Annotated in this window: 13 protein-coding genes; 7 read left to right on the forward strand and 6 right to left on the reverse strand. The window is 73.4% G+C overall.

Going from position 1 to position 17,416, the window contains the following annotated elements; genetic code table 11:
- Nucleotides 1-151: 151 nt before the first annotated feature.
- Nucleotides 152-2,506, forward strand: a complete 2,355-nt coding sequence (locus AMK26_RS18310) for a hypothetical protein (RefSeq protein ID WP_073755770.1) — start codon at nt 152-154, stop codon at nt 2,504-2,506.
- Here the strand turns inward: AMK26_RS18310 and AMK26_RS18315 are convergent.
- From AMK26_RS18315 to AMK26_RS18335, 5 genes are all read right to left on the reverse strand, one after another.
- Complete coding sequence (locus tag AMK26_RS18315) at nt 2,476-4,914, reverse strand: right-handed parallel beta-helix repeat-containing protein (RefSeq protein WP_073755771.1); 2,439 nt, start codon at nt 4,912-4,914, stop codon at nt 2,476-2,478. The two genes, AMK26_RS18310 and AMK26_RS18315, sit on opposite strands and share 31 nt — an antisense overlap.
- Before the next feature lie 114 nt (nt 4,915-5,028).
- Entirely contained in the window at nt 5,029-5,637 is a 609-nt protein-coding gene (locus AMK26_RS18320) for an Rv1733c family protein (protein WP_073755772.1), read from the reverse strand.
- 146 nt (nt 5,638-5,783) lie between these two features.
- Nucleotides 5,784-6,608: an MOSC domain-containing protein gene (locus tag AMK26_RS18325; RefSeq protein ID WP_073755773.1), complete on the reverse strand. Its 825-nt coding sequence runs from the start codon at nt 6,606-6,608 to the stop codon at nt 5,784-5,786.
- Between the two features lie 41 nt (nt 6,609-6,649).
- Nucleotides 6,650-7,123 carry a DUF6643 family protein gene (locus AMK26_RS18330; protein WP_073755774.1) on the reverse strand — a complete coding sequence of 158 codons (474 nt, stop codon included), beginning with the start codon at nt 7,121-7,123 and terminating at the stop codon, nt 6,650-6,652.
- Between the two features lie 400 nt (nt 7,124-7,523).
- Nucleotides 7,524-8,717 carry a glycosyltransferase gene (locus tag AMK26_RS18335; protein ID WP_073755775.1) on the reverse strand — a complete coding sequence of 398 codons (1,194 nt, stop codon included), beginning with the start codon at nt 8,715-8,717 and terminating at the stop codon, nt 7,524-7,526.
- A 58-nt stretch (nt 8,718-8,775) separates the two neighbouring features.
- Between AMK26_RS18335 and AMK26_RS18340 the strand changes: the two genes are divergently transcribed.
- The 6 genes from AMK26_RS18340 (at nt 8,776) to AMK26_RS37790 (ending at nt 15,667) form a co-directional block, all read left to right on the forward strand.
- Entirely contained in the window at nt 8,776-9,573 is a 798-nt protein-coding gene (locus AMK26_RS18340) for a glutamate racemase (protein WP_073755776.1), read from the forward strand.
- 61 nt (nt 9,574-9,634) lie between these two features.
- Nucleotides 9,635-10,267 carry a hypothetical protein gene (locus AMK26_RS18345; protein ID WP_241837953.1) on the forward strand — a complete coding sequence of 211 codons (633 nt, stop codon included), beginning with the start codon at nt 9,635-9,637 and terminating at the stop codon, nt 10,265-10,267.
- A 172-nt stretch (nt 10,268-10,439) separates the two neighbouring features.
- Nucleotides 10,440-12,038: an apolipoprotein N-acyltransferase gene (gene lnt, locus AMK26_RS18350; RefSeq protein ID WP_073755777.1), complete on the forward strand. Its 1,599-nt coding sequence runs from the start codon at nt 10,440-10,442 to the stop codon at nt 12,036-12,038.
- A 9-nt stretch (nt 12,039-12,047) separates the two neighbouring features.
- Nucleotides 12,048-12,524 (forward strand): NUDIX hydrolase, encoded by a 477-nt coding sequence (locus AMK26_RS18355; protein WP_073755778.1) that lies wholly within the window; start codon nt 12,048-12,050, stop codon nt 12,522-12,524.
- 60 nt (nt 12,525-12,584) lie between these two features.
- Nucleotides 12,585-13,373, forward strand: a complete 789-nt coding sequence (locus AMK26_RS18360; protein WP_073755779.1) for a 3-hydroxybutyrate dehydrogenase — start codon at nt 12,585-12,587, stop codon at nt 13,371-13,373.
- Nucleotides 13,374-13,447: 74 nt separating this feature from the next.
- Entirely contained in the window at nt 13,448-15,667 is a 2,220-nt protein-coding gene (locus AMK26_RS37790; protein WP_241837954.1) for a GAF domain-containing protein, read from the forward strand.
- Between the two features lie 55 nt (nt 15,668-15,722).
- Here AMK26_RS37790 and AMK26_RS18375 read toward each other — a convergent pair whose 3' ends face one another.
- Nucleotides 15,723-17,081, reverse strand: coding sequence for an MFS transporter (locus AMK26_RS18375; RefSeq protein WP_073755780.1), 1,359 nt, complete (start codon nt 17,079-17,081; stop codon nt 15,723-15,725).
- Between the last annotated feature and the right edge of the window lie 335 nt (nt 17,082-17,416).

The raw sequence follows: 17,416 nt of genomic DNA on the forward strand, positions 1-17,416 counted from the left end.
TGCCACGGCCCCGTCGGCGACAGACCGGGGGAGATTCCGTGAGACCCCTGCCATCAACCGCCCCGGTCGACGATTCTTGTCACGTCCGGTCACGCCCGGTCACGCGCACCTCCCCGCAACGCGAACCCCATCCTGAGAGGGAGCCCCACCCGTGCCCCCTGCCACCCCGGAGCCCACCCGCCCCGGCGCCGCGCTGGAACTGCTCGTCCACGGCGTCGGCGGCACCACACCCGAGCTGATGCTCGACGATCCCCGTACCGTACGGATCACCGGCGACGAGACGGCGGCGATCTACCGGCGCACCGTCGACCAGCACGCCGAGGAGGAACCGGAGCGGTTCGCCGACGGGCGGCCGGTCCCGGAGGCGTACTGCTGGTGCAACCTCACCTCCGGCAACGGCTCCCGCGCCTTATGGCTGCTGCTCCTGCCGTTCATGGTGGTGAACCTGGCCCACTGGATGCGCCCGCCCGCCGAGCGGCAGGCCGCCGCCGTCCGGCTCTACGGCGTGCTGGTGCGGCTCGTCGCCCTGAGCCTGACCGTGCTGCTCACGGCCGCCGCCTGCGAGGTCGCCCTGGACCTGACGGCCTGGCAGTGCGCCGGGTCCGCCCGCTGCGCCGAGGAACGGTCCTGGCTCGGCTTCATGTCGGCCGCCCAGGGCGGCTGGTGGTCCCAGCCCGGCCGCCGGCTCGCGCTCGCCGCCCTCGTCCCCGCCGCCCTGGTGGGGCTCCTGTGGTACTTGTCCAACCGCACCTGGAGCGCGTACGAGGCCCAGCGCCCGCCCCGGGACGGCCTGGACGGCGACGGCGGGCCCGACCGGCAGCTGCGGCCCGCGCTCGGCCGGCCCGGGTTCTGGTACGGCCGCCGCCTCGTCGCCCGGCTGCGCTCCGCGCACACCGCCGCCGGGTTCCTCACCGTCGCCGCCGCGGTCGGCGGGGCCGCGGCACGGTACGACCGGGAAGCGGCCGGCCCGGCCCGGGAGGCGCTCGGCTGGGCCCTGGAGGGCGCCCTGTTCCTCGGCGCGGTCGTCGTGACCTGGGTGGTGTGCCGCCGGGGCCGCAGCGAGAAGCGGCTCGACAACCGGCTCGACCGAACCGTCGTCACCTGGCTGCCCGGCGCCTCCATCGCCCTGCTCGTCCTCGCGGCGCTGTACGCAGCCTGGTCCCGCCCCGGCTGGCGCTCCACCGGCACCCTCCCCGGGGACGCCACCTTCAGCGTGATCACCCTTGCGCAGGGCGTCCTCGTCCTCACCCTCACCGTCGTGGCCCGGCGGCTGTACCGCCGCGCCCCGCACACCCGTACCGTCCTGTACGGCCTCGGCGGACCCGCCACCGCCATGCTCGCGTGCGCGCTCGGCGGCGTCATGAGCGGCGGTGTCGCGCAGCGCGTCGCCGACTGGCTCGACGGCCCGGCCACGCCCGGCACCGGCGAGGACCCCATCGGGCCGCCCGTACTGCTCAGCTGGCAGGCCTCCGTCATCCCCGTCCTGCTGCTCCTGCTCCTGGTCCCGGCCGCCGTCCTCGCCGTCCGTACCGCGCTCGCCGCCCGCCGCCTGGCACCCGTCGTGGAGGCCGAGTACGAGGGCGAGAAGCCCGACCCCGTCCGTACCCGGCGCATCGCCGCCACGCGCGCGCGTGCCGCCCTCACGGACGCCGCGCCCGTCATCGTCGGCATCGTCTCCGGCGCCACCCTCCTGCTGGGCGCGGGCGCCCTCGTCGGGGCGTGGGTGAGCGAAACGGTGCCCGGCAAGGCCTTCACGGGAGGGCACCCCTTCGTGGAGGGTGCGGCCGAGTCGGCACAGGCGCTCGGGTCCTGGCTGATCGGCTTCGGTTTCATACTGTTCGTCACCTGGGGCCGCCGCGCCTACAAGGACGCCTCCGCCCGCCGCACCATCGGCATCCTCTGGGACGTCGGTACGTTCTGGCCGCGCGCCGCCCACCCCTTCGCGCCGCCCTGCTACGCCGAGCGGGCCGTGCCGGACCTGGCCTGGCGCATGTCGTCCTGGACCGGCCGTACGGGCGGGCGCCTGGTCATCTCCGGCCACTCGCAGGGCAGCGTGCTGGCCGCGGCCGCCGTCTGGCAGCTCCCGGCCGGCACCCGCCGCCGGGTCGCGCTGCTCACCTACGGCTCGCCCCTGGAGCGGCTGTACGGGCGCTGGTTCCCCGCCTACTTCGGCCCCCGGCCACTGGCCGCCCTCCACCGGGAACTGCACTGCTGGCGCAACCTGTGGCGCCGCACCGACCCGATAGGCGGCCCGGTGAACCTCCCCGCCGAAGGGGACAAGCCGGAAGTCGACCACAAGGCGCTGCGCGACCCGGTGGTCTACGGCCGCACCCATGAACACCCGCTGCCCGAACCGATCCTGGGGCACGGCGACTACCAGGCCGACCCGGTCTTCGCCAAGGAACGCACCGTACTGCTCGACCGGCTCCCGCCCGCCCTGCCGCTGCCGGTCCCCCCGCAACGAGGTGACAACACTCAGGACAGCTCGGGCAGGTCCTCCGGGTAGAGGAGGGTCAGGTCGTCGGTGCTCATCTCGGTGAGCCCGGCGACCCGGCCCGCGTGCCGCTCGACCATCGACTCGAACGTCTGGCGGGCGGTACGGCCGTTGCCGAACGCGGGGCCCTTGGGCAGCTCCGTGAAGTACTTCAGCAGCGCCTCGGCCGTCCCCTCGGCGAGCCGGTACTCGTGCTCCTCCGCCTGCTGCTCCACGATCCGCAGCAGCTCGTCGGGTACGTAGTCGTTGAAGGTGATCTTCCGTGAGAAGCGGGACGCGACCCCGGGGTTCACGGTCAGGAACCGCTCCATCTCGGCCGTGTACCCGGCGACGATCACCACGACCGCCTCCCGGTGGTCCTCCATCAGCTTCACCAGCGTGTCGATCGCCTCACGCCCGAAGTCCCGCCCCGAGTCCTCGGGGGACAGGGCGTACGCCTCGTCGATGAACAGCACTCCGCCCCGCGCCCGGTCGAACGCCTCCTGGGTGCGGATGGCGGTGGAGCCGATGTGCTCGCCGACCAGGTCCACGCGCGACACCTCGACGAGATGCCCGCGCTCCAGCACCCCCAGGGACGCCAGGATCTCGCCGTACAGCCGGGCGACGGTGGTCTTTCCGGTGCCGGGGGAGCCGGTGAAGACCAGATGGCGGCGGACGGAGGCGGCCTTGAGACCGGCCTCCTGGCGCCGCCTTCCGACCTCGATCATGTTGGTGAGGGTGCGCACCTCGCGCTTGACGCTGTCGAGGCCCACCAGGGCGTCGAGTTCGCCGAGCACGTCCTGGGAGCTGCGTACGGGAGGCTCCGGTACGGCCACCGCCGGGCTCTGTGCCGGTACCTGGGGCGGGGCCGGGGACAGCACCTGGGCCGGGGCGCGGGAGGGCACCGTACCGAGCAGCCCGCCGGCCGACCCGGTCGTGGCGGGAACCGTGGTGGTGGCCCGTGCGGTGAGGACCCCGCTCTCGTCGCCGGTGCAGTCCTCGACGACGGGCCCCTCCTCCCCGAACTCGTACCCACCGCGCGTACACCGCTCCGTACGGCACCGCCTCAGCGTGGTCCGGCAGCCGTCCATGACGTGGAAGCCGTACCCGCCGCTGCCCGTCACCCGGCAGCCGTGGAATGTGCCACGGCCCTCCGCCGACACATAGAACCCCGCCTCGGCGGGGGAGGTGACCGTGCACCGTTCGATCACCGGATCGGCGCCCTTGGTGACGATGACCCCGGTCTGTACGGAGTCGATGGTGCAGCCGTTGAGGGTGCCGCCGCTGCCATGGTCACGGAACCAGGCGCCGGTGGACGCCTCCCGGATGCGGCAGTCGTCGAGCTGCGCGGTGGCACCGTCGCTGACCGACACCGCCGTGTTCCGCACCTGGGAGAGGTCACTGTCCACCACGTCGGCGCGCGAGCCGCGGTCGAGCACGAACAGCGCGTCGGGCACGTCGTGGACCCGGCAGGAGTCCAGGACGGCCGTCGCGCCGTCACTGACCCAGACCGCCGGATAGTCACCCGTACTGTCGTGGATCTCGCACTGGTTGGCGTCCACGCGCGTGCCCGGGTCCCACACGGACAGTCCGTTGCGGCCGAACCGCCGTACCGTCGAGCGGGTCAGCGTCAGCACGGAACGCGAGCGCAGATCGACCGCGTTCTCCGGGATGTCGTGGATGTCGCAGTCGGAGAGGGTCAGCACGGCGTCCGTGTCGAGGGTGATCCCGTCCGCCGTCGTCCGGTGCACGGACGAGTCCGTGAGGTGCGCGGCGGCCCGGGAGGCGACCTGGACGCCACTGCCCTTGATCTCGTACACCTCGCAGCCGATCGCCTCCAGGCCGCTGCCCTCGCCGGTCACCGACAGCCCCGCGCCCGAGGCGTGATGGACCCGGCACCGCTCCAGGCGCGGGTGCGCGCCACCGCGCACCGAGATGCCCGCCTGCCCCGCCGAGACCACCTCGCACTCCTCGAACACGCCGCCCGCGCCGTCCAGTACGCCGATCCCGACCCCGGCCGGATTGTCGACCGTGCAGCGCCGCACGGTGGGCCGCGCCGCCCCCCGTACCTCCACGCCGGCCGCCGAGCGGGTCACGATCCGCAGGTCCAGCAGCTCCGGGGTGCCGTCCTCGATCAGCAGCGCGGGCGCCGACGTGTCCTGGCCCTCCACGTGCAGGTCCTGGACGGTCGCCGAGGCGCGCACGGTCAGCGGCACGCCGTCGGCGGGGGCGATCCGCACCGAACCGACCGCGCCCTCCGTGCCCCGCAGGGTGATGGCGCGGTGGAGGACCAGATTCTCCCGGTACGTACCGGGGGAGATGGTCAGGACATCGCCGTCACCGGCGGCCTCCAGGGCCGCGGCGAGGGAGGCGTACTCGCCCGTGCGGCGCCGCCACCGCGATGTGCCGGTGTGCGTCACCTGGACCGTGCCCTGTGCCATGGTGCTGCTCTGCCCCCACCTCGTGCGCCGCGCGTCTTTCCCGACGATCGCACCACCGTAGCGCGCGCGGCGGGGGCGAGTTGACCGGTCGGCCACCGTGGTGGCGCCGACCGGTCAACTGCCCGCGCCCGTCCGGCCCCAGTCGGAACCGGCCTGCGCCCACGCCCGGTCCAGCCGCGCGTACCGCCGTCGCACCAGCTGCCATACGACGACCCGCCTGACTCCCTCGACGAGCCCGGCGGCCAGGAGCATGGTGCCGATGCCCGCCAGCACGGCCTGCTCCCGCGCGGTCTCCTCGGTCATGGGGCGCTCGACCGGCCGGCCCCGGTCGTCGGTCCAGATCCGGACGGTGTCGCCCGGGCCGGCGCCGAGCGGCGCGGTGGTCAGCGTCCCGGTGTGCCGTATGCCGTCGGGCGCGGTCCACCGGGCCGGCACCGACCTGCGCATCTGGTGGTCGGTGGCCCCCTCGGCGTCGCGTGCCGCCGTCCGGGCCCCCTCGTCGTGGCCCAGCACCTGGGCCGTGACGGGGTGGCGCTGCTCCTGCTGGAGCCGCACCGACTGCTGGAGCGAGGCGTTGGTCAGCGTGCCGCAGATCCAGCCGGTGACCGGGGCGGCCACACACATCAGCAGCAGGGCGACGAGCGCCACCCATGCCTCGGCGAGATCGGTGTCCCGGCGCAGGGGATTGTGCCGCCAGCGCCAGAGTCCGACGACCGCACGCACAGGCCCGCACCCCCTTTCGTGTCCGTCAACGCACCTGCCGAGCTCCCGGGTTCCCGGGACGGCACGGCCTATGCGACAGACCGGGGGTCGGACCGGTCCGGCCGCGGACGGGCCTGGTGGCGGACGGTCCCGGACTGCGGACGGGTTTAGCCGAGGATCTCCACGGGGTCACCGACCCGGAGGGTGCCGGTGTGCTCGGGGATCAGATTCTGGCCGAAGATCATCTTCTTGCCGATGAGGCGGTGCCGTGCCAGGGTGCGCAGCGGTTCCTTGCCGCGCCGGGCGGTCGTCTGGTCGGTGGTCGTCACGACACAGCGGGCACACGGCTTGGCGACGCGGAAGGTGACCCCGCCGATCGCGAGACGGGTCCAGCGGTCCTCGTCCCAGGGGGCGGTGCCCTCGACGACGACGGTGGGCCGGAAGCGGTCCATGGGCAGCGGGCCCTCCTCGGGGTGGTCGCCCTCGGCGATGAGCGAGTTCAGGGCGTCCAGCGAGGAGACGGTGGTGACGAGCAGGGGGTAGCCGTCGGCGAAGTTGACGGTCTCCCCGGGCCGCGCGTACTTCGGGTTGATGGGGCGGCGGCGGGCCGGGTCGTCCAGGTGCACCAGCCGTACGTCGTGGCCCAGGTGAGCGGTGAACCATGCGTCCGCGGCCGCCCCGGCCGGTACCGCCTCCACCTTCGACCGGAAGATCTCCGCCGCGATGGTGACCGACGGCTCGGGCACGGCGACGGACAGCGGCTCCATGCCCGGCGCGGACAGCCGTACCCCGCCGTCCGGCAACTGCTCGGCGAAGGCCAACGCCAGCCTCGGAAGCTGACGTTGGGTGACCACCTTCGCCGTGGTGTCGATGAGCATCCAGCGGCGGTCCCCGGCGAGCCCCCATGGCTCGACCGCCGCCTCGACGGGTGAGGGCCCCCCGAGCGACTTGACCGGACGGACGTACAGCGAGTGCAGGGCAGGAGTGGGCATGACCTCATCCTGCCAGCAGGCATGACGTCCCTGGGGAAGGGTCAGTACCCCCCGCCCTGGTAGGGGCGGTTGTACGGGTCGTCGTACGGGGAGGGCGCGGGCGCCGGAACGGGACGCGGCGCCGCCGGGCGCATCGCCTCGTACCCGGTCGGAACCGGCCGCGACTGATACGGGGGCTGCGGGCCCGGATAGCCGCCGCGGGCGGCGGTCGGCTGCTGCGGGATGTACGGCGCCGGCATGTGCTGCAGCGGGGCAGGCTGCGGGGCCGCCTGTTGGGGATAGCCGTACGAGCCGCCGCCATAGGAGGGCATGGGCTGGGAGGGAGCCGCTGGGAGGGCGGGGAGAGCCGCGGGGAGCGCCGGCAGGTAGGAGCTGCCGGTGTCGTACGCGGCGGGCACTCGGATCGGCGCGATCTGAGGCGTGCCCCGTTCCGCGACGAGAGAGTCGTAGATCGGGGTGTCCGGGAACGACGGCGCGTGGTAGTAAGCGCCGCCGTAGGAACGGGGGGAGGTCATGGCACATAAGTTAAGCCCACGATGTGCTGGTTGGGGAGGCTGATAAGCAGGTTGTTTTACGCGGTATGAGTGGCCGCGGATCGCCAATACGAGCGAACCCGGGAAAAACGGTCACCGTCCGTGTAAAGGCCAGGCTGACGGGGGGTTACCGGCAGGTCCCCGTGCCCGTCGAAGCACGTCCGCAAGGGTGGCGTATACATAAATCCCCGGGCGCTCCGCGGGTGATGAGGATCGGCATGTCCATGCTTAAAGAGGATCAATGTTCCGCTGGACGTGCGCGGTGTTCACCCGCCCTCACCGCCGAATTGCGCCGACGTTACTCCGTGTGCCGGGAAAAGTGCGCTGAGGCGCCGGCCTCCTCGATCCGGCGCCGGACCGTGCGACCGTACCTGACCACCCGTCACCTGTCGGGCGCGACCTCCGGACGCGGGTAGGTACGGCCCTTCCAGGCCGCCCCACGGCCCCGGTAGTGCCGCACCGCCGAATCGACCGTCATGCACACATAGAGGGACGCCGACAACGGCAGCAGAAGCGCCTGCCACAGCGACTGCCGGTAGTAGCGGAGCATCGGGATGTACGTCCCCGTCATCACCGCCCACGCCACCGCACCCAGCACACCGGCCGGGGCGTCCCCCGTGAACAGGCCCGCGCCCAGCGCGGCGGGCGGCGCCAGGTACACCACCCCCAGCCCGGCCACCGTTCCCGCCAGGAGCAGCGGGTTGTGCCACAACTGGGCGTACGCGCTGCGCGCCACCATCCGCCACAGATCCACCAGCCGGGGATAGGGGCGGACGCTGTCCACCCGGTCGGCGAGCCCCAGCCAGATCCGGCCACCGGCTCGCCGGACCGCCCGCGCCAGCGACACGTCGTCGATCACCGCCTGACGGATCGCCTCCGGAACACGCGCCCGGCCGGCCATCTCCGTACGCAGCAGCACGCACCCGCCCGCGGCGGCCGCCGTCCGGGCACCCGCCGTGTTGACCCGGCGGAACGGGTACAGCGTGGCGAAGAAGTACACGAACGCGGGAACGACCAGTCGCTCCCAGGCGGTCGCCACCCGCAGCCGCGCCATCTGCGAGACCAGGTCGAGGCCGTTCGTGGTGGCCGCGGCGACCAGTTCCCGCAGACTGTCCGGCTCGTGTGCGATGTCCGCGTCCGTCAGCAGCAGATACTCCGGGCCGCCCGGCCCTTCCCGCTCTCCACGCGCGCGTGCCAGCCCGATTCCGTGCCGCAGCGCCCACAGCTTCCCCGTCCAGCCGGGCTCCGGCGCCCCTGGCGACGCCACCGTCAGCGGCGGCCCTCCGTGCCGTACGGACAGGGCGCGTGCGAGGTCTCCCGTACCGTCGTCGCTGCCGTCGTCCACCAGGAAGATCTCCACCGGTCCGGGATAGTCCTGCGCCAGCAGCGACGGCAGGCTCAGCGGCAGCACCTCCGCCTCGTTCCTGGCCGGCACCACCACGGCGACCGACGGCCACGAGGCCGGCTCCGCGCGGCGCGGCAGGCGCTGATCCGTACGCCAGAAGAAACCCTGCCCCAGCAGCAGCCACACCCAGGCGGCCATCGACCCCAGGGCGATCCACGCAATGGCGCTCATTCGTCGCAGTCTGCCCCACAATGGCGGGACGGCAAGGGGTGTCGGCTAGGGTGACCGGGTGAAGATCGCGCTCATGGACTCCGGAATCGGCCTCCTGGCGGCGGCCGCCGCGGTGCGCCGGCTGCGGCCGGACGCGGCTCTCGTCCTCTCCTCCGACCCCGACGGCATGCCCTGGGGCCCCCGCACGACCGCCGACCTCACCACACGCGCCCTCGCCGTGGCCCGCGCGGCCGCCGCGCACCGGCCCGACGCGCTGATCGTGGCCTGCAACACCGCCTCCGTGCACACCCTGCCGACGCTCCGCGCCGAGCTGGAGCCGGCGATCCCCGTGATCGGGACCGTCCCGGCGATCAAACCGGCCGCGGCCGGCGGCGGGCCCGTCGCCATCTGGGCCACCCCCGCCACCACGGGCAGCCCCTACCAGCGCGGGCTCATCCGGGACTTCGCCGGCTCCGTCGAGGTCACGGAGGTGCCCTGCCCCGGTCTCGCCGACGCGGTCCAGTACGCCGACGAGGACGCCATCGACCGGGCCATCGCCGCGGCCGCCGCGCTCACCCCCACCGATGTCAGGGCCGTCGTCCTGGGCTGCACCCATTACGAACTGGTCGCCGAGCGCATCCGGACGGCCGTACAGCCCGCCGGCCGGCCGCCCGTGGCACTGCACGGCTCGGCCGACGCGGTCGCCGCCCAGGCGCTGCGCCGCGTCGGCGCCCTGCCGGAACCCGCCGCGGCCCGCGCCGCGACCCCCGTCACGGCCCTCACCGTGCTGCTCAGCGGCCGCGAGGCGGAGCTCCCGGAAGCCGCCCTCACGTACGCGGAAGGCCGCCTTCTCGGCGCGGCGGCGCCCACGCACTGAGCCGGCGGTCCGCCTCCGCGCGAGCGGGCCCTGATTGCGGAACGTGAGTACGCTGCTACTCATGAGGGACCACTCCGACCACCCCCGCGACGGGCGACCTCCCGCAGAGCCGGTGCCCGACAGGTGGACCGGACGAGCCACCAACCGCGTCCAGTGGGTGCTCGCCGCCACCGGAGCGGCCTGTGTGGCCCTCGGCGTCGAACTGGCCGTGGACCTGCCGTGGACCTCCGGCACCGCCGCCCTGCTGATGGCGGTGGTCGGCTGCGTCGCGGCGGGGCTGCTGGTGCTCTTCGGGACGCTCGCCTTCGTGTACGTCGAGCTCACGGTGGACCGGCACGCCCTCGACGTGCGGTGCGGCCACATGGGCGTGCCGCGCAGGCGCATCCCACTCGACACCGTGGTGGGTGCCGAACACGCCCCCTTGGTCACCCCGCGCCAGTGGGGCGGCTGGGGCTACCGGTGGCTGCCCGACAAGGGCACGGCGGTCGTCGTCCGCCGAGGCGAGGGCGTGGTGCTCACCTTGCGCGACGGGCGGAGCTTCACGGTCACCGTGGACGGCGCCGAAACGGCCGTCCATGTCATCCGCCACCTCCTCCGCCTCCAGCGGCGCCCGGCCGCCACAGGGGAGTGGGCCGTCCTGACGGACACGGAGGACCCCGGCCCGGACGGCGTGCCCTTGCCGGGCCCACCGTGACCGTCCCCGTAGCCACCGCCCCGGCGCCGGCCCCCGCCGTCGCCCCCCTCCGTCGCCGACGACGAGCCGGGCCGACCGGTGTCCGGGCGTACCCGAACCACCAGGGCCCCGTTGCCGCCCGCGCTGCCGCCCGCGCTGCCGTTCGCACCGGAGGTCGCCGTAGACTCCGCACGTGAGCGCCACCATGACCGCCGTCGATGTCCCACCCCCCGCGTCCGAGAAGCGGCGGGCCCGGTTGCCGTGGCGGTTGATGCGACCGGCGGCAGCAGTGCTGTCCGGGGCCCTGTTGTACCTGAGCTTCCCGCCCCGCCCCCTGTGGTGGCTCGCCGTGCCCGGCTTCGCCCTGCTCGGGTGGACCCTGCGCGGCCGACGGCTGAGGGCGGGCTTCGGCCTCGGTTACCTCGCCGGCCTCGGCTTCCTCCTGCCCCTCCTGGCGTGGACCGGTGAGGAGGTCGGGGCGGGGCCGTGGCTGGCGCTCGCCGCCGTCGAGGCACTCTTCATCGCGGCCGCCTGCCTCCTCGTCGCGGCCGTGTCGCGGCTCCCCGCATGGCCGGTGTTCGCCGCCGCCGCATGGATCGTGGGAGAGGCGGCACGCGCGCGCGTGCCCTTCGGCGGGTTCCCCTGGGGCAAGATCGCCTTCGGCCAGCCGGACGGCCTGTTCCTGCCGCTCGTGGCGGTGGGCGGCACGCCCGTGCTCGGCTTCGCCGTCGCCCTGTGCGGCTTCGGCCTGTACGAGGTGGTACGGGTTCTCCGTACGTACAGGGCGACCGGCGCCCTCCCGCGCGGCCCCCTCGCCGCAGCCGCCCTCTCCCTCTTCGTACCGGTCACGGCGGCCCTCGCCGCCCAGCCGCTCGTCTCCGACGCCGCGGAGGACGGCACCGCGACCGTCGCCGCCATCCAGGGCAACGTGCCGCGCCTCGGCCTGGACTTCAACGCACAGCGCCGAGCCGTCCTCGACAACCACGCCGACCGCACCGAGCAACTCGCCGACGACGTCGCGGCGGGCAAGGTCGCCAAGCCGGACTTCGTCCTGTGGCCGGAGAACTCCTCCGACCTCGACCCGTACCGCAACGACGACGCCCGGGGCGTCATCGACGAGGCGGTCAGAGCCATCGGCGTACCGACCGTCATCGGTGCCGTCCTCACTCCCGAGACCGGCACGCTGCGCAACACCCTGATCCAGTGGGACCCGGAGCGCGGGCCTGTCGCGACGTACGACAAGCGGCACGTCCAGCCGTTCGGCGAGTACATCCCGATGCGATCCGTCGTCCGCGTCTTCAACAAGAACGTCGACCGGGTCAGCCGCGACTTCGGACCGGGCGACAAGGTGGGCGTCTTCGACCTCGCCGGCACCCGCGTCGGGCTCGCGACCTGTTACGAGGCGGCCTTCGACTGGGCCGTACGCGGCACCGTCACGCACGGCGCCCGGCTGATCTCCGTACCGAGCAACAACGCCACCTTCGGGCGCAGCGAGATGACCTACCAGCAGCTCGCCATGGACCGGGTGCGGGCCGTCGAGCACAGCCGTTCCGTCGTCGTACCCGTCACCAGCGGCGTCAGCGCGATCATCCGGCCGGACGGCACCATCGTGCGGGAATCCCGGATGTTCACCCCCGACGCCCTGGTCGCGGAGGTTCCGCTGCGCTCCTCGCTGACACCGGCGACCCGCATGGGCACGCTGCCCGAGGCGGCGCTCGTGGCGCTCGCCGCCGCGGGCCTCGGCCGGGCGGCGTTCGGCGCCGTCGCACGCCGCCGGAGGACCAGGACCTAGGGTCGGGGCATGGCAACTCCTGACTTCATCCGGGCCGTACGGGCCACCGCGGGACACCAGCTGCTGTTCCTGCCGGGCGTCAGCGCCGTGGTCCTCGACGACGAGGGGCGGGTCCTCCTGGTCAGACGCGCCGACACCGGCAAGTGGACGATCATCGGCGGGATCCCGGAGCCGGGGGAGCAGCCGGCCGTCACCGCCGTCCGGGAGGTGCACGAGGAGACGGCCGTGGAGTGCGTCGTCGAGCGCGTGGTCCTCGTGGAGACACTGCCGACGGTCACGTACCTCAACGGCGACCAGTGCCAGTACATGGACACCTGTTTCCGCTGCCGGGCCGTCGGCGGGGAGGCACGCGTCAACGACGAGGAGTCGCTGGAGGTGGGCTGGTTCCCGGTGGACGCACTGCCGCCGCTGCGCGAGAGCGACCGGTTCCGGATCAAGCAGGCCCTCAGCGACGGCCCCACATGGTTCTCCACCACGCCTGACTAGGGCGAAGTGTGGGTCCACGCCACATCGGTCATGGGCTCCGTGCTCCCTAGGGTGCGGAGCATGACCGCACCCCACCCCACCGTCACCCCCCTCGACCTCGGCGGCCGCACCGCCCTCGTCACCGGCGCGGCGAGCGGCATCGGCCGCGCCTGCGCGCTGCGGCTCGCGGCCGCCGGGGCGAAGGTCAGGGCCGTCGACCGGGACGTCCCGGGACTGGACGCCCTGGCAGAAGCGGCGCCCGCACTGGCCGGGGCGGTCGAACCCCACGTACTCGACCTGACCGACCTCGACGCCGCCGAGCAGCTGGCGGCCGGCACCGACATCCTGGTCAACAACGCCGGACTGCAATGCGTGCGGCCCATCGAGGAGTTCCCTCCGGACGTCTTCCACACCGTCCTCACCGTGATGCTGGAGGCACCCTTCCGGCTGATCAGGGGCGCGTTGCCGCACATGTACGCGCAACGGTGGGGCCGTATCGTCAACCTCTCCTCCGTCCACGGGCTGCGCGCCTCCGCCTACAAGTCCGCCTATGTGGCCGCCAAACACGGCCTGGAGGGCCTGTCCAAAACCGCCGCCCTCGAAGGCGCACCCCACGGTGTCACCTCCAACTGCGTCAACCCCGGCTATGTACGCACGCCCCTGGTCGAAGCACAGATCGCGGACCAGGCGGAAGCCCACGGCGTCCCGCCCGAGCGCGTCCTGGCCGACGTCCTGCTGAAGGACTCCGCGCTCAAGCGGCTCATCGAACCGGCAGAGGTCGCCGAAGCCGTCGCCTACCTCTGCGCCCCGCACGCCTCGTTCATCACCGGCACCTCGCTCGTCCTCGACGGCGGCTGGACCGCGCACTGAGCACGCCGCGAGGCCCGCCGCGAGTTGTCCACAGGGCTGGTGCGACCACCCGTACGACAGGTATCCCTGTGACCATGTCCGAAGAACCGCTCCGTGAGCCGGAGCCCAGCGCCGACCCGGCCGCCTACCTGGGACTTCTGGCGCGTGGGGCGGCCGTCGAGGCGTACGACCGGCCCGTGCTGCTCGCCCGGGCGAGCGGCGCCGGCCCCGACGTGCTCGCCGCGCTCGAACACGCCAAGCAGCTCGCGCTGCGCGTCCGCGCCGAGCTGGAGGGCCGCCGACGCCGCGAGGCCGAGCTTTCCGCGCTCTTCGAGACCGCGCACGACCTCGCCGGGCTGCGCGACCTCGACGCGGTGCTGCGCGCGATCGTGCAACGCGCGCGCTCACTGCTGGGCACCGAGGTCGCCTATCTGAGCCTCAACGACCCGGCCGCGGGCGACACCTACATGCGGGTCACCGAGGGCTCGGTGTCCGCGCGCTTCCAGCAGCTGCGCCTGGGCATGGGGGAGGGGCTCGGCGGCCTCGTCGCCCAGACGGCCCGACCGTATGTGACGGAAAGCTACTTCGACGACGAGCGGTTCCGGCACACGCGCGCCATCGACTCCGGCGTACGGGACGAGGGCCTGGTGGCGATCCTGGGTGTGCCGCTGATGCTCGGCAGCCAGGTGATCGGTGTGCTCTTCGCCGCCGACCGGCGCGCCCGCATCTTCGAACGCGAACAGGTCGCGCTGCTCGGCTCGTTCGCCGCGCACGCGGCCGTCGCCATCGACACCGCCAACCTGCTGGCCGAGACCAGGTCGGCGCTGGCCGAGCTGGAGCGGGCCAACGGCATCATCCGCGCCCACAGCGGCGTCATCGAGCGGGCCTCCGAGGTGCACGACCGGCTCACCGAGCTGGTCCTGCGCGGCGGCGGGGTCCACGACGTGGCGGCGGCCCTCTCGGAAGTCCTGGACGGGTCGGTGGAGTTCACCGAGGGGCCGCTCCCCGCCGAGTGCGTCGACGGCCACGCTACGCGGCGCGGCGACGAGTGGGTGGCGGCCGTGTCGGCGGGCGGCGAGGCCCTCGGGGCGCTCGTGCTGCGCGGCCACCCGGACCTGGACCCGGTCGACCAGCGCACCATGGAGCGGGCCGCGATGGTCACCTCCCTGCTGCTGCTCGCGCGCCGCTCCGCCGGGGAGGCGGAACAGCGGGTACGGGGGGAGCTGCTGGACGACCTTCTGGACGCGCCCGAGCGGGACCGGCGGCTGCTGAGGGAGCGCGCCGCCCGCCTCAGCGCCGACTTCGACGCCCCGCACGTGGTGCTGGCCGCCCGCATCGACCGCCCGGCCCCTGACACGACGGACCGCCAGGGCCCGCCGCACCGGGAGGGCCCGCACAGGGAGGGAATGTCCCGGCAGGCCCACCGGGAGGGAGCCCACCGGGAGGGGGCGCACCGGGAAGGGACGCACGGCCCGGGCGAGCACCGGCAGGGCACCCACCACCAGGGCACCCACCACCAGGGCACCCACCGCGAGGGCCCGAACCGGGAGGGCACCCACCGCGAGGGCCTGAACCGGGAGGGCGCTCACCGCCAAGACGCCTACCGACAGGACGCCCACCGGCAAGACGCCCAGCGGCGGGACGCCCACCGGGACGGTGGCGAGCGGGACGGCGGCGAGCGGGAGAGCGCCGACCGGCAGCGCCTCTGGTCGGCGGCCTCGCACCTGGCGGCCACCCGCCACGGCCTCGCCTCCGCCCGCGACGGCGGCACCGTGCTGCTGCTCCCACTGGGGCCGGGTGACACCGCGGCCGAGCTGGCCCGCCAGACCGCCAAGCACCTCGGTGGCACCCTGCGCGAACCGGTCACCGTCGGGGCCTCCTCGCCGGTCGACGCGCCCGCCGCCCGGCCGGGCGCCATAGCCCCGGCGTACGCCGAGGCCCGCCGCTGCCTGGACGCCCTGCGCCTGCTCGGCCGCCCCGGCGAGGGCGCGGCCGCCTCGGACCTGGGGTTCCTGGGCCTGCTGCTCGCCGACACGCGGGACATCACCGGCTTCGTCACCCGCACGATCGGCGAGGTCGCCGCGTACGACCGGAGCCGTGGCACCGACCTGGTCCGCACGCTCGACGCGTACTTCGCGAGCGGGATGAGCCCGGTCCGTACGAAGGACGAACTGCACGTCCACGTCAACACAGTGGCGCAGCGCCTGGAACGCATAGGCCGGCTCCTCGGCCCCGACTGGCAGTCCCCGCCCCGGGCCCTGGAGATCCAGCTCGCGCTGCGGCTGCACGCGATGTCCGCGGCGGTCGTACGCTGAAACGGCCGGCCGCCCCCCCCCGCGGGGGCGACCGGCCGTTCCGGGGCCGACAGGCTCAGCGCCCCACCACGACCCTCTCCCGGTCCTCGGCCACATCGGCCAGATCGCGGTTGCGGGTCTCCCGGGCACACGCGATCGCGACCACGGTGAGCAGCGCCGCGGCGATGACGTACAGGGAGATCGGTGTCGAGGTGCCGTAGTCGGCCAGCAGCGCGGTCGCGATCAGCGGCGCCGGGGCGCCGGCCGCCACCGAGGAGAACTGGGCGCCGATGGAGGCGCCCGAATAGCGCATCCTGGTCGCGAACATCTCGGAGAAGAACGCCGCCTGCGGCGCGTACATCGCCCCGTGGAGGACCAGCCCGACGGTCACGGCGAGCAGCAGACTGCCGAAGCTCCTGGAGTCGATGAGCGCGAAGAACGGGAACATCCAGGCCCCGACCCCGACCGCCCCGATCAGATAGACCGGCCGCCGCCCGATACGGTCCGACAGGGCGCCCCACGCGGGGATGACCGCGAAGTGCACGGCGGAGGCGATGAGTACGGCGTTGAGCGCGGTCTGCTTGCTGAGCCCGGTCGACGTCGTCGCGTACACCAGGATGAACGCGGTGATGACGTAGTAGCTGATGTTCTCGGCCATCCGCGCGCCCATCGCGATCAGGACGTCGCGCCAGTGGTGCCGCAACACGGCGACCAGCGGCATCTTCTCCACCTGCGCGGTTTCCGCCTTGCGCGCCTCGGCCTGGGCCAACGCGGCCTTGAAGACGGGCGATTCATCGACGGAGAGACGGATCCACAAGCCGACGATCACCAGCACCCCGGACAGCAGGAACGGGATGCGCCACCCCCACGATGTGAAGGCCGCGTCCGACAGCAGCGCGGTGAGCGCGGACAACACCCCGGTCGCCAGCAACTGCCCGGCCGGCGCCCCGGTTTGCGGCCACGACGCCCAGAAGCCGCGCCTCCGCGCATCCCCGTGCTCCGACACCAGCAGCACGGCCCCGCCCCACTCACCCCCGAGCGCAAAGCCCTGCACCAACCGCAACACGGTCAGCAGCACGGGCGCCGCCGTCCCGATCGTGGCATGCGTGGGCAACAGCCCAATGGCAAAAGTCGCCCCGCCCATCAACAACAGACTGAGCACGAGCAACTTCTTCCGCCCGAGCCGGTCCCCGTAATGCCCGAACACCAACGCCCCGAGCGGCCGCGCGGCGAACCCGACGGCGTACGTCAGGAAGGACAGCAGCGTGCCCACGAGGGGGTCGGAGTCGGGAAAGAAGAGCTTGTTGAAGACGAGCGCGGCGGCAGAACCGTACAGAAAGAAGTCGTACCACTCGATGGTCGTGCCGATGAGGCTCGCGGCGACGATGCGCTTGAGGCTGGACGGTGCTGGTGGAGCGGTCGCGGGGGAGGACATCGGCACCACTTCCTGGCGTGTGACGGGTACGTTTGCGTGTCGCCACACCGTAGGAACGCGCAGGTCACAGGCGTATGTGGTGGGACACCATAGTTCTGGGGTCGGGTGTGCGCGGGGCCGCCATGAGAGACGTATCGGCGCTGGCTCGTGCGACGGTACCCCTGCGCTGCGTTACGTGGTCGCTTCTCTCCACGCGCTCCCCAGCGCCGTCGATACTCCCCGAATTCCTCCCAGGAAGAGCCGTTTGCGGCGGGCCGCGGTGGCGGGCCGTGGTGGCACGGGACGTCAGTCCATCCAAGGCACTGCCCAGGAGCGGACGCGTCTGCTTCCAAGGA

This window comes from Streptomyces sp. CB03234 (genome assembly GCF_001905885.1).
GTDB lineage: Bacteria > Actinomycetota > Actinomycetes > Streptomycetales > Streptomycetaceae > Streptomyces.

Excerpts from the sequence above, each read along its gene's own strand:
- AMK26_RS18315 (WP_073755771.1), bottom strand. The coding sequence starts at position 4,914 with ATGGCACAGGGCACGGTCCAGGTGACGCACACCGGCACATCGCGGTGG.
- AMK26_RS18325 (WP_073755773.1), bottom strand. The coding sequence starts at position 6,608 with ATGCCCACTCCTGCCCTGCACTCGCTGTACGTCCGTCCGGTCAAGTCG.
- AMK26_RS18330 (WP_073755774.1), bottom strand. The coding sequence starts at position 7,123 with ATGACCTCCCCCCGTTCCTACGGCGGCGCTTACTACCACGCGCCGTCG.
- AMK26_RS18335 (WP_073755775.1), bottom strand. The coding sequence starts at position 8,717 with ATGAGCGCCATTGCGTGGATCGCCCTGGGGTCGATGGCCGCCTGGGTG.
- AMK26_RS18345 (WP_241837953.1), top strand. The coding sequence starts at position 9,635 with ATGAGGGACCACTCCGACCACCCCCGCGACGGGCGACCTCCCGCAGAG.
- AMK26_RS18355 (WP_073755778.1), top strand. The coding sequence starts at position 12,048 with ATGGCAACTCCTGACTTCATCCGGGCCGTACGGGCCACCGCGGGACAC.
- AMK26_RS18360 (WP_073755779.1), top strand. The coding sequence starts at position 12,585 with ATGACCGCACCCCACCCCACCGTCACCCCCCTCGACCTCGGCGGCCGC.
- AMK26_RS37790 (WP_241837954.1), top strand. The coding sequence starts at position 13,448 with ATGTCCGAAGAACCGCTCCGTGAGCCGGAGCCCAGCGCCGACCCGGCC.
- AMK26_RS18375 (WP_073755780.1), bottom strand. The coding sequence starts at position 17,081 with ATGTCCTCCCCCGCGACCGCTCCACCAGCACCGTCCAGCCTCAAGCGC.